This window comes from Pseudomonas sp. PA-1-6B, assembly GCF_021609545.1.
Classification (GTDB): domain Bacteria; phylum Pseudomonadota; class Gammaproteobacteria; order Pseudomonadales; family Pseudomonadaceae; genus Aquipseudomonas; species Aquipseudomonas fluorescens_BV.
Genome location: NZ_WJZM01000028.1, coordinates 1 through 12174, shown reverse-complemented (window position 1 = coordinate 12174; position 12174 = coordinate 1). Strand labels below are relative to the sequence as shown.

At 62.6% G+C, this 12174-nt stretch carries 15 protein-coding genes; all 15 read left to right on the top strand.

All coding sequences use genetic code 11. The features are described from left to right. Positions 1-3 precede the first annotated feature (3 nt). Positions 4-768 (top strand): flagellar assembly protein FliH, encoded by a 765-nt coding sequence (fliH, locus tag GIV35_RS14855; protein WP_236265042.1) that lies wholly within the window; start codon positions 4-6, stop codon positions 766-768. Next, positions 758-2116, top strand: a complete 1359-nt coding sequence (gene fliI / locus GIV35_RS14850) for a flagellar protein export ATPase FliI (RefSeq protein ID WP_003192955.1) — start codon at positions 758-760, stop codon at positions 2114-2116. Before fliH ends, fliI begins: the two co-directional genes overlap by 11 nt. A gap of 3 nt (positions 2117-2119) precedes the next feature. Continuing rightward, the gene (fliJ, locus tag GIV35_RS14845) at positions 2120-2569 is read left to right on the top strand and encodes a flagellar export protein FliJ (RefSeq protein WP_003192954.1); all 450 of its coding nucleotides are present in this window, start codon (positions 2120-2122) and stop codon (positions 2567-2569) included. A gap of 93 nt (positions 2570-2662) precedes the next feature. After that, positions 2663-2968 (top strand): STAS domain-containing protein, encoded by a 306-nt coding sequence (locus GIV35_RS14840; protein WP_105227614.1) that lies wholly within the window; start codon positions 2663-2665, stop codon positions 2966-2968. Continuing rightward, positions 2965-4683 (top strand): fused response regulator/phosphatase, encoded by a 1719-nt coding sequence (locus GIV35_RS14835; RefSeq protein WP_236265040.1) that lies wholly within the window; start codon positions 2965-2967, stop codon positions 4681-4683. Before GIV35_RS14840 ends, GIV35_RS14835 begins: the two co-directional genes overlap by 4 nt. A gap of 30 nt (positions 4684-4713) precedes the next feature. Further along, the gene (locus GIV35_RS14830; protein WP_105227610.1) at positions 4714-5061 is read left to right on the top strand and encodes an Hpt domain-containing protein; all 348 of its coding nucleotides are present in this window, start codon (positions 4714-4716) and stop codon (positions 5059-5061) included. Positions 5062-5145: 84 nt separating this feature from the next. Then, complete coding sequence (locus tag GIV35_RS14825; RefSeq protein ID WP_236265038.1) at positions 5146-6450, top strand: flagellar hook-length control protein FliK; 1305 nt, start codon at positions 5146-5148, stop codon at positions 6448-6450. A 210-nt stretch (positions 6451-6660) separates the two neighbouring features. After that, positions 6661-7161, top strand: a complete 501-nt coding sequence (gene fliL, locus GIV35_RS14820; protein WP_223023163.1) for a flagellar basal body-associated protein FliL — start codon at positions 6661-6663, stop codon at positions 7159-7161. Positions 7162-7170: 9 nt separating this feature from the next. Then, positions 7171-8139, top strand: coding sequence for a flagellar motor switch protein FliM (fliM, locus tag GIV35_RS14815; RefSeq protein WP_014719344.1), 969 nt, complete (start codon positions 7171-7173; stop codon positions 8137-8139). 43 nt (positions 8140-8182) lie between these two features. Next, positions 8183-8650, top strand: a complete 468-nt coding sequence (gene fliN, locus GIV35_RS14810; RefSeq protein WP_003192941.1) for a flagellar motor switch protein FliN — start codon at positions 8183-8185, stop codon at positions 8648-8650. 1 nt (position 8651) lies between these two features. Further along, positions 8652-9086, top strand: a complete 435-nt coding sequence (fliO, locus tag GIV35_RS14805; RefSeq protein WP_034126791.1) for a flagellar biosynthetic protein FliO — start codon at positions 8652-8654, stop codon at positions 9084-9086. Next, on the top strand, positions 9086-9829 hold the full coding sequence (fliP, locus tag GIV35_RS14800) for a flagellar type III secretion system pore protein FliP (protein WP_003192937.1): 744 nt from the start codon (positions 9086-9088) through the stop codon (positions 9827-9829). The genes fliO and fliP overlap by 1 nt, the downstream gene beginning before the upstream one ends. Positions 9830-9833: 4 nt before the next feature. Continuing rightward, positions 9834-10103 carry a flagellar biosynthesis protein FliQ gene (gene fliQ, locus GIV35_RS14795; protein WP_003192936.1) on the top strand — a complete coding sequence of 90 codons (270 nt, stop codon included), beginning with the start codon at positions 9834-9836 and terminating at the stop codon, positions 10101-10103. 4 nt (positions 10104-10107) lie between these two features. Next, positions 10108-10893: a flagellar biosynthetic protein FliR gene (gene fliR, locus GIV35_RS14790; RefSeq protein ID WP_205548422.1), complete on the top strand. Its 786-nt coding sequence runs from the start codon at positions 10108-10110 to the stop codon at positions 10891-10893. 3 nt (positions 10894-10896) lie between these two features. Continuing rightward, complete coding sequence (gene flhB, locus GIV35_RS14785) at positions 10897-12033, top strand: flagellar biosynthesis protein FlhB (protein WP_019818363.1); 1137 nt, start codon at positions 10897-10899, stop codon at positions 12031-12033. The last annotated feature ends 141 nt before the right edge of the window (positions 12034-12174 follow it).

Genomic DNA, 12174 nt, shown 5'->3' with positions numbered 1-12174 from the left:
TGCATGTCGAATAAAGATGAGGCGCCCAGCGATCTGATTCGCGCGCGGGATGTCGGCGGCTTCGACATCTGGTCGCTGCCCAGCTTCGACCCCCATGTGCCGGAGCCCGAGCCTGAACCGGTTGAAGAACCTCCGGCAGAGATGGAAGAAGTGCCACTGGATGAAGTCCAGCCACTGACCCTCGAAGAGTTGGAAACCATTCGCCAGGAGGCCTACAACGAAGGCTTTGCGGCGGGGGAAAAAGACGGCTTTCGCAGCACCACCCTCAAGGTTCGCCAGGAGGCCGAGGTGGCGCTGGCCACCAAGTTGGGTAGCCTGGAGCGCCTGATGGGCAACTTGTTCGACCCTATCGCCGAACAGGACTCGCAGCTGGAAAAATCCATGGTTGGCCTGGTGCAGCACATTGCTCGCCAGGTGATCCAGCGCGAACTGGTGCTCGATTCCAGCCAGATCGAAGGCGTGATGCGCGAAGCCCTCAAGCTGCTGCCCCTGGGCGTCGGCAATGTGCGGCTGTACATCAACCCGCAGGATTTCGAACAGGTCAAAGCCCTGCGCGAGCGTCATGAAGAAACCTGGCGCATCGTCGAAGACGCTTCGTTGCAGCCGGGTGGCTGCCGCGTCGAGACCGAACACAGCCGCATTGACGCGACAGTGGAAACCCGTATCAGCCAGATCATGGCCAAGTTGTTTGATCAACTGCATGAACAGGCCCTGCATCCCGCCGAGCCTGACCTGAGCGTTGACCTGGACGCCACCGATGCGCCTTGATCGCACCAGCTTCGCCAAGCGCCTGGGCAGCTACGCCGAGGCCACCGAGTTGCCCGGCCAGCCGATCCTTGAAGGACGCTTGTTGCGCATGGTCGGCCTGACCCTTGAAGCCGAGGGCCTGCGCGCCGCCATGGGCAGCCGCTGCCTGGTGATCAACGACGACAGCTACCACCCGGTGCAGGTCGAAGCCGAGGTGATGGGTTTTTCCGGCAGCAAGATTTTTCTGATGCCGGTGGGCAGCCTGGCGGGTATCGCTCCCGGCGCCCGCGTGGTGCCGCTGGCCGACACTGGCCGCCTGCCCATGGGCATGAGCATGCTGGGCCGCGTACTCGACGGTGCCGGCCGTGCGCTGGACGGCAAGGGCGGCATGAAGGCCGAAGACTGGGTGCCGATGGACGGCCCCACCATCAACCCGCTCAAGCGCAACCCCATCAGCGTGCCGCTGGACGTGGGCATTCGCAGCATCAACGGTTTATTGACGGTCGGTCGCGGCCAGCGCCTGGGCCTGTTCGCCGGTACCGGCGTGGGTAAGTCGGTGTTGCTGGGCATGATGACGCGCTTTACCGAGGCCGACATCATCGTGGTGGGGCTGATCGGTGAGCGGGGCCGCGAAGTGAAGGAGTTCATCGAGCACAGCCTCGGTGAAGAAGGGCTCAAGCGTTCCGTTGTCGTCGCTTCTCCGGCAGACGATGCACCGCTGATGCGCTTGCGTGCGGCGATGTACTGCACGCGCATCGCCGAATATTTCCGCGACAAGGGCAAAAACGTCCTGTTGCTGATGGACTCGCTCACGCGTTTCGCCCAGGCCCAGCGCGAGATCGCCCTGGCCATCGGTGAGCCGCCCGCGACCAAGGGTTACCCCCCGTCGGTATTTGCCAAGCTGCCCAAGCTGGTAGAGCGTGCCGGTAATGCCGAAGCCGGCGGTGGCTCGATCACCGCGTTCTACACCGTGTTGTCTGAAGGCGACGACCAACAGGACCCGATTGCCGACTCGGCCCGGGGCGTGCTCGACGGCCACATCGTGCTGTCGCGGCGCCTGGCGGAAGAGGGGCATTACCCAGCCATCGATATCGAAGCGTCCATCAGCCGGGTGATGCCGGCGGTGGTCACGCCGGAGCATATGGCCCGTGCCCAGCAGTTCAAGCAGCTGTGGTCGCGTTACCAGCAAAGCCGTGACCTGATCAGCGTCGGCGCCTATGTGGCCGGTGGCGACCGCGACACCGACCTGGCCATCGCCTTGCAGCCGCAACTGGTGACCTACCTGCGCCAGGGTCTCAACGACAAGATCACCATGGGCGAGAGCCAGTCGCACTTGCAGTCCATCTTCGCCCCGGCGCCGGGCGGCTAAGCCATGGCCAACAGCCGCGCAGCACGCCTGGCCCCGGTGGTAGACATGGCCGAAAAGGCCGAGAAAGCCGCCGTACAGCGCCTGGGTTACTTCCAGGGCCAGGTGCGGTTGGCCCAAAGCAAGCTGGGCGACCTGGAGCGTTTTCGTGGCGAGTACCAACAACAGTGGATCGAGCGCGGCAGCCAGGGTGTTTCCGGCCAGTGGCTGATGGGGTACCAGGGCTTTCTCAATCAGCTTGAAACTGCCGTCGGCCAGCAACGCCAGAGCCTGGCCTGGCACGAGGCCAACCTCGACAAAGCCCGCGAGGCCTGGCAACAGGCGTTTGCCCGGGTCGAGGGGCTGCGCAAGCTGGTGCAGCGCTACATCGACGAAGCGCGAGCCATCGAAGACAAGCGCGAGCAAAAACTGCTCGATGAGTTGTCCCAACGCCTTCCCCGCCCAGAACAGTTCTAACCGGCACCACAAATCCAATGTGGGAGCTGTGTTGCTCAGATGCGGTTCAACTGCTACACCTTGTGTCTAGTGCAATGACAAGGAAGCAGTCACATGTCAGTCGAGTCAGAAGTATCCCTGGACGGGAAAAAGTTGACGATCGCAATCAAGGGCCGGTTCGATTTCGGCAGCCACCAGGCGTTTCGGGAAGCCTACGAGCGTTTCTACAAGGTCCCCGAGACCTACATCGTCGACCTCAAGGATGCCACCTACATGGACAGTTCAGCCCTCGGCATGCTGCTGTTGCTACGGGATCATGCCGGCGGCGATGACGCCGAGGTCCGCGTGACGAACAGCAACTCCGACGTGCGCAAGATCCTCGCCATCTCCAACTTCGACAAACTGTTCGATATCAATTGAGCGCCTTGGCCCCTGTCCTGGAGGCGCTGACCATCCTGATCGCCGAAGACAGCGCCGCCGACCGCCTGTTGCTGGCGAGCATCATCCGCCGCCAGGGCCATCAGGTGCTGACTGTCAGCAATGGCGCCGAAGCGATTGAGGTGTTTGCCCGCGAGCGTCCGCAACTGGTGTTGATGGACGCACTGATGCCGGTCATGGATGGCTTTGAAGCCGCGCGGCAGATCAAGCAACTGGCGGGGGAGGCGCTGGTACCGATCATCTTCCTTACGTCGCTGCGCGAAAGCGAAGCCCTGGCCCAGTGCCTGGACGCCGGCGGCGATGACTTTCTGCCCAAACCCTATAACCCCTTGATCCTGGCGGCCAAGATCAACGCCATGGACCGCCTGCGCCGCCTGCAAGCCACGGTTTTGCAACAGCGTGACCTGATCGCCAGGCATCACGAACACCTGATGCATGAGCAGCGGGCGGCCAAGGCGGTGTTCGACAAGGTCGCCCATTCCGGTTGCATCAACGCCGCGCCGAATATCCGCTACCTGCAATCGCCTTATGCGTTGTTCAACGGTGACCTGTTGCTGGCGGCCTACACACCGTCCGGCGATATGCACGTGCTACTAGGGGATTTCACTGGCCATGGCTTGCCGGCCGCCATCGGTGCCATGCCCCTGGCCGAGGTGTTCTACGGCATGACCGCCAAGGGCTACGGCCTCACGCAGACCCTGCGTGAAATGAACGCCAAGCTCAAGCGCATCCTGCCGGTAGACATGTTCTGCTGTGCCACCTTGCTGTGCCTGAGCGCCCAGCGGCGTGCGGTGGAGGTGTGGAGCGGCGGCATGCCTGAAGGCTACGTGCACGAAATCGCCACGGGCAGGCGCACGCCGTTGATGTCGCGGCACCTGCCCTTGGGGGTGTTGTCGGCAGAGGCGTTCGATGACAGCACCGAGGTCTGGCCCATGGCGTTGGGCGACCGGGTATTCCTGCTCTCCGACGGTGTGCTGGACACCGCTGACGCCAACGATCAACTGTTCGGTGCCGAGCGCTTGCAGCAGGTGTTCGCCGCCAACCGCGAGCCCGACCGCCTGTTCGAGGATATCGAGCAGGCCCTGGCGGCCTTTCGCGGCCAGGCGCGCGATGACGTCAGCATGGTCGAGATCACGTTGCAGGCGGGCCAACCCTTGCGGGCGGCCGAGCCGATGTATGCCGACAGCGGCCAGTCGTGCCCGCTGGATTGGTCGGTGAGTTTCGAATTCCGCGCCCAGACGCTCAGGACCTACAACCCGCTGCCGTACCTGCTGCAACTGCTGTTGGAGATCCACGGCCTGCGTGAGCAGAGCGGGGCGCTTTACAGTGTGATGGCCGAGTTGTATTCCAACGCGCTGGAGCATGGCGTACTGGGCCTGGACTCACGGCTCAAGCGCGATGCCCAGGGGTTTGCGCAGTATTATCGCCAGCGCCATGAGCGCCTGGCGCAGTTGGACAGCGGCTATGTGCGCCTGCATATGCAGGTGGTGCCCACCGACAGGGGCGGCAAACTGAGCGTGCGCCTCGAAGACAGCGGGCAGGGCTTTGATGTGGAGCAGGAGCTGGCACGCCCCGTGGACATAGACCGTCTGTCTGGCCGGGGCCTGAGCCTGGTGCGTCAGTTGAGCAACGCGGTACGCTGGTCCGATGGCGGTCGCAGTGTCTGCGTGGAGTTTTGCTGGGAGGCTCTGGCATAATCCGCCGATTCTTGATCAAGGAGCGAGCAAGTGGCTGAGATTCATATGGACCCCGAGGTGTTGTCGGGTTTGCAGGAAGTCATGGAAAGCGAATACCCCACGCTGCTGGACACCTTTCTGCATGATTCTGAAGAGCGCGTGCAAGCGTTGCGCAAGGCGCGCAACGACGCCAAGACGTTGGGGCGCATTGCGCACAGCTTCAAGGGCAGCAGTGGCAACCTGGGAGCGGTGCGGTTGGCGACGTTGTGTGAGCGGTTGGAGACCGAGTCCATCAAGCCAGCTTCGGACTTGGGGCCTTTAGTGGATCAGATTGATCGTGAGTTTGCGCTGGTTCGCCCACTGTATGAGCATGAGCGGGAGCGGTTTTCTGGGGTTTGATATTTTATCGGCCTGACTTGGCCCGACTCTTGCTCTACCTCCATAGACTGCATCCCCGACCCCATGCAGTGGAGACCCTAACTTATGCCAGTCGTCCCCAATTCGCTTCTTCAGGCTGCCACTGCGGCCAAGCCTCAAGCGCCGGCCGCCACGCCTGCGGTAGCGCCTGCGGTTCCGCGGGACAAGGGCGCTGGCTTCGCTCAAGTGTTTGCCAAGCAAGCTGCCAAGCCGCTGGCCAAGAGCGACGACGCGCCAGCCAAACCGGTGCGCGACAAGGCTTCTGATGTCAGCGCCAAACCGGCCGCCGGCGACGATAAACCTGCCGCCAGCGCGCCAGCGGTTGCCGATAGCGGCAATCCCTTGCCTGCCAAGCCGGCCAAGAGCGACGACCACGCTGACAGTGAAGGCGAGCCACCTGCCGACCCGTCCCTGGCACTGCAACCGGTTGCCGACCCGGCGCTGGTTGCCACCGTGACGCCTGTGGCGGTCCCTGTGCCGGTACAAGCGCCTGCCGTCACGGCCGCAGATGACAACGCCCAGCCGCTCATCGCGGTAACCGAGGAGCCCAAGCAGCCGGCCTTCGACCCTGAGGCCGACCCGCTGGATTCGATGCCGGCCGTGCGCCTGGCGATGGAGCAGGGCGGTCATGTCTCGGCCAGCAGCCAGGCGCCGCAGAAAGCCGCGCCCACCACTCAGGACCAGCCGACCGCCGCGCAGAGCTTTGCCGCCGGCCTAGCCAACATGGTCGACCAGCAAGCCACCAAGGACAGCACCGACCAGGGAGGCGACAAGGCCTTCGGCGCGCTGATCGATGACGGCCTCAAGGACCTCAAGAACGCCAGCAGCGACACCCGTGTGGATGATTTCGCCAACCGCCTGGCGGCGCTGACCCAGGCGGCCACGCCGAAAACCGCGAATGCCTTGGCGCCCGTCCCCAATGCGCCCCTGGCCATGCACCAGAGCGGCTGGACCGAGGAGGTGGTCAACCGCGTAATGTACCTGTCCAGCGCCAACCTCAAGTCGGCTGAGATCCAGTTGCAGCCCGCTGAGCTGGGGCGCCTGGACATCAAGGTCAACATGACGGCGGACCAGCAGGCCCAGGTCAACTTCATGAGCGGCCATGCGGTGGTGCGTGAAGCGCTGGAAAGCCAGTCTGGCCGTTTGCGCGAGATGTTTGCCCAGCAGGGCATGGGGCAGGTGGATGTGAATGTCTCCGACCAGTCGCGGGGCCAGGACCAGCAGCAACAGCAGAGCCAGGCGCGAGGCGTCAGTAGCAGCGGCAGGCGCGCTGACAGCGGCGACGCCGGTGGCCCTGTGGATGTGGCCGAAGTGGCAGCGCCCGTGAGCCAGAGCGTGATCGGCTCCAGCGCGGTCGACTACTACGCCTGACTTCCTGCTCAAACCCGGTCAGTGTGGGAGCTGGCTTGCCTGCGATGGCGGTGGATCAGTGACACACATGTGCACTGACCCACCGCCATCGCAGGCAAGCCAGCTCCCACATTTGATTTAGGTTGTCTTCGCCTAAGACAACTCTGGCATAACACTTGCTCTTGCCTAGCCATAGATCTACGAATCCCCGAATAGTGACGGATTATTGGCATGGCGAAGAGCGACGACGCAGCAACTCCCCCCGCAGGCAAACGCAAGCTCAAGCTGATCCTGTTGATTGTGCTGGGCCTGCTCCTGGCGATCGGTGCCTCGGTGGGCGGCACCTGGTACATCATGCACAGCAGTGCGAGCAAACCGGCGCCCACCGCCGAAACCGCCACCAACGTCAAGCAACCGGCAATCTTCGAGCAGATGCTTCCGGCCTTTGTCGCCAACTACAACCAGAATGGTCGTCAACGCTACCTGCAGGTGAGCATCACCTTGCTGGCGCGCAACCAGGCGGACCTGGATGCCCTCAAGGTGCATATGCCGGTGATCCGCAACAACCTGGTGATGCTGTTCTCCGGGCAGAGCTTCGACAGCCTGGCCACGCCAGTCGGCCAGGAAATGCTGCGCCAGAAGGTCACTGCAAGCGTGCAGGAAGTGGCCCAGAAAGAACTCGGCAAAGTCGTGGTCGAGCAGGCGCTCTTCACTAACTTCGTATTGCAGTAGGATCACGACATGGCCGTGCAAGACCTGCTGTCCCAGGATGAAATCGACGCGCTGTTGCATGGCGTGGACGATGGTCTGGTACAGACCGAAATGGCTGCCGAACCCGGCAGCGTCAAAAGTTATGACCTGACCAGCCAGGATCGCATCGTGCGGGGACGCATGCCGACCCTGGAGATGATCAACGAACGCTTTGCCCGCTACACCCGCATCAGCATGTTCAACATGCTGCGCCGCTCGGCGGACGTGGCCGTGGGCGGCGTGCAGGTGATGAAGTTCGGTGAATACGTGCACTCGCTGTACGTGCCCACCAGCCTCAACCTGGTCAAGATCAAGCCGTTGCGCGGTACCGCGCTGTTCATCCTCGACGCCAAGCTGGTGTTCAAGCTGGTGGACAACTTCTTCGGTGGCGACGGCCGTCACGCCAAGATCGAAGGGCGTGAATTCACCCCCACCGAACTGCGGGTGGTACGCATGGTGCTGGAGCAGGCCTTCATCGACTTGAAGGAAGCCTGGCAGGCGATCATGGAAGTCAATTTCGAGTACATCAACTCGGAAGTGAACCCGGCCATGGCCAACATCGTCGGCCCCAGCGAGGCCATTGTGGTGTCGACCTTCCACATCGAACTCGATGGCGGTGGCGGCGACCTGCACGTGACCATGCCTTACTCGATGATCGAACCGGTGCGCGAAATGCTCGACGCCGGCTTCCAGTCCGACCTCGACGACCAGGACGAACGCTGGGTCAAGGCCCTGCGCGAAGACCTGCTGGACGTCGACGTGCCGCTGAGCGCCACCGTGGCCCGCCGCCAGTTGCGCCTGCGGGATATTTTGCACATGGCGCCTGGGGACATCATCCCCGTCGACTTGCCGGAAGAGTTGATCATGCGCGCCAACGGCGTGCCGTCATTCAAGGTCAAGCTCGGTTCCCACAAGGGCAACCTGGCGCTGCAAGTGGTTGAGCCGATCAACCGCCGCTGATTCAACCCCAATTCATGATTGTTTGCTGCGCCGAGGACATGTAATGGCTACCGAACACGAAAACACTTCCGCCGAAGACCAGGCCCTGGCTGACGAGTGGGCTGCGGCCCTGGAAGAAACCGGCGATGTTGGCCAGGACGACATCGACGCGCTGCTGGCCGCCGACGCCGCCACCGCGCCGGCCGGCAACCGCCTGGCCATGGAAGAATTCGGCAGCGTGCCGAAGAACAACGACCCGGTGAGCCTCGATGGCCCGAACCTGGATGTGATCCTCGACATCCCGGTGTCGATTTCCATGGAAGTGGGCAGCACCGAAATCAACATCCGCAACCTGTTGCAGCTCAACCAGGGCTCGGTGATCGAACTGGACCGCCTGGCCGGCGAGCCATTGGACGTGCTGGTCAACGGCACCCTGATTGCCCATGGCGAGGTGGTGGTGGTCAACGAGAAGTTCGGCATCCGCCTGACCGACGTGATCAGCCCGAGCGAACGCATCAAGAAGTTGCGCTGAGATGAAGTACTCGATGGCGGGACTGTTGCTGGCGCTGCCATTGAGCGCCCTGGCGGCTGAGCCGGTGGCGCAGGTGGCTGCGGCGCCAGCGGTCGGCAGCGTCGGCGGGCAGTTGACGCAACTGGTGCTGGGCCTGTTGTTGGTGATCGGCCTGATCTTCCTGCTGGCCTGGTTGATGCGCCGCGTGCAGCGCATCGGCCCGGGCAACGGCCAGGTGATCGAGCTGGTGGGCTCGCGCGCCCTCGGCCCGCGTGATCGGCTGGTGCTGGTGCAAGTAGGCGAAGAGCAGATCCTGCTCGGCATCACTCCCGGCCGCATCACCCCGCTGCATGTACTCAAGACCCCGGTGGACGCGGTCAAGACCGAAGCCGCCACGCCAGAATTCGCCCAGCGCCTGATGGAGTTGCTGGGCAAGGATCAGAAGGATAAGAAGTAATGCGCGTTTTGTTGACGCTCATGCTGTTGCTGGCCGCGCCGATGGCCCTGGGCGCCGACCCGTTGTCGATCCCGGCGATCACCCTGGGCACCAACGCGGCGGGCGCCCAGGAATATTCGGTCAGCCTGCAGATCCTGCTGATCATGACGGCGCTGAGTTTTATCCCGGCGTTCGTCATGCTGATGACCAGCTTTACGCGGATCATCATCGTCTTCTCGATCCTGCGCCAGGCCCTGGGCCTGCAGCAGACGCCGTCGAACCAGATCCTCACCGGCATGGCGCTGTTTTTGACGCTGTTCATCATGGCGCCAGTGTTCGACAAGGTGAACCAGCAAGCCCTGCAACCTTATCTGGCGGAAAAGCTCACGGCCCAGGATGCCATCGACAAGGCCCAGGGCCCGATCAAGGACTTCATGCTGTCGCAAACCCGCTCCAGCGACCTTGAGCTGTTCATGCGCCTGTCCAAGCGCACCGACATCGCCACCCCGGACCAGGCACCGCTGACCATCCTGGTACCGGCGTTCGTCACCTCCGAATTGAAGACCGCGTTCCAGATCGGCTTCATGATCTTCATCCCGTTCCTGATCATCGACCTGGTGGTGGCGAGCGTGTTGATGGCCATGGGTATGATGATGCTGTCGCCGCTGATCATCTCGTTGCCGTTCAAGATCATGCTGTTTGTGCTGGTGGACGGTTGGGCGCTGATTATTGGCACCCTGGCCGGCAGTTTCGGAGGGGTATAGCGCTATGACGCCAGAAGTCGCCGTCGACCTGTTCCGCGAAGCGCTGTGGCTGACCACCCTGATGGTCGCCGTGCTGGTGGTGCCGAGCCTGTTGGTGGGCCTGCTGGTGGCGATGTTCCAGGCTGCCACCCAGATCAACGAGCAGACCTTGAGCTTCCTGCCGCGCCTGCTGGTGATGCTGGTGACCCTGATTGTCGCCGGCCCGTGGCTGGTGCAAACCTTCATGGAATACATCCTGCAGTTGTACGGCAGTATTCCGCAGTTGATCGGCTGAGCCGATGCAATCCTTGCTGGCCTTGACCGACACCCAGATCAGTACCTGGGTGGCCTCGTTCATCCTGCCGCTGTTTCGCGTCACGGCCATGCTGATGGCCATGCCGGTGTTCGGCACCACCCTGGTTCCGCGTCGTGTGCGCCTGTATTTCGCGGTGGCGATCACCGTGGTAATCGTGCCTGGCCTACCGCCGATGCCGCCGGTGAACGCCCTCGACCTGAGCGCCTTGCTGCTGATTGCCGAACAGATTCTGATCGGTGCCATGCTGGGGTTTTCCCTGACCCTGTTTTTCCAGGCCTTTGTGGTGGCCGGGCAAATCATCTCGATCCAGATGGGCATGGGCTTCGCGTCCATGGTCGACCCCACCAACGGGGTGTCGGCGGCGGTGATCGGGCAGTTTCTGACCATGCTGGTGACCTTGCTATTCCTGGCCATGAACGGTCACCTGGTGGCATTCGAAGTGTTGACCGAGAGCTTCACCACCTTGCCGGTGGGCTCGGGGTTGGTGGTCAACCATTTCTGGGAGCTGGTGGGGCGCCTCGGCTGGGTGCTGGGGGCTTCGCTGTTGCTGGTGCTGCCGGCGATCACGGCGCTGCTGGTGGTCAACATCGCGTTCGGCGTGATGACTCGCGCGGCGCCGCAACTGAACATCTTCTCGATTGGTTTCCCGCTCACCCTGGTGCTGGGTATGGGGATTTTCTGGGTCGGCCTGGCTGACATTCTCAATCAGTATCAACCGCTGGCCACCGATGCCTTGCAGTTCTTACGTGACCTGGCACGGGCGCGCTGAGCCATGGCCGAGAGCGAGAGTGGTCAGGACAAAACAGAAGACCCCACGGAGAAACGTAAAAAGGACTCCAGGGAGAAGGGCGAGATCGCCCGCTCCAAAGAGCTCAACACCTTCGCCACCATGATCGCCGGCGCAGGCGCCTTGCTGATCTACGGCGGGGGCCTGGCGCTGGACTTGCTGGAGATGATGAAACACAACTTCAGCTTGCCCCGCGAGGTGCTGCTCAACCCCGATGCCATGGCCCAGTACCTGCTGCACTCGGGCAAAATCGCCCTGTTGGCGGTGCAACCGATCTTGATCACCTTGCTGCTGGCCGCGCTGATCGGCCCGGTCGCCCTTGGTGGCTGGTTGTTTGCCGCGGGCAGCATGGCGCCCAAGTTCAGCCGCATGAACCCGGGCGCGGGGCTCAAGCGCATGTTCTCTGCCAAGGCCCTGATTGAATTGCTCAAGGCCCTGGCCAAGTTTTTCCTGATTCTGTTCGTGGCGTTGGCGGTGTTGTCATCCGACATCGACGACTTGCTGCGCATCGCCCATGAGCCGCTGGAGTCGGCGATCATCCACAGCGTGCAGGTGGTGGGCTGGAGCGCACTGTGGATGGCCCTCGGGCTGATCCTGATCGCCGCCGTGGATGCGCCGATTCAGTTGTGGGAAAGCCACAAGAAACTGCTGATGACCAAGCAGGAAGTGCGCGACGAGCACAAGGACCAGGAAGGCCGCCCCGAGGTCAAGCAACGCATCCGCCAACTGCAGCGGGAAATGTCACAGCGCAAGATGATGGCCTCGGTGCCCGACGCCGACGTGATCATCACCAACCCGACGCACTACGCCGTGGCCCTCAAGTACGATCCCGAAAAGGGCGGCGCGCCGATGCTGCTGGCCAAGGGCAGCGACTTTACCGCGTTGAAAATCCGCGAAATCGCCGTGGCCAACGACATTCTGTTGTTGGAGTCGCCAGCATTGGCGCGCTCGATTTTCTACTCCACCGATCTGGACCAGGAAATCCCGGCCGGCTTGTACCTGGCCGTTGCACAGGTACTGGCCTACGTTTACCAGATCCGCCAATACCGCGCCGGCAAGGGCAAGCGGCCTGATCCGCTCAAGGATTTGCCGATCCCGCCGGACCTGCGTCGCGATTCCTGAACGCTGCTGCCCACTGTAATTAGATGGACTCGCCCAAGCCGAGGCGTCTATGCGCCACGGTGGCATTCTTATAGAAGCCAACGACAGCGAGGGCGAGCCCATGAAAAAGCATACGACGATCAATCAGTCTTTGTCAGCCGA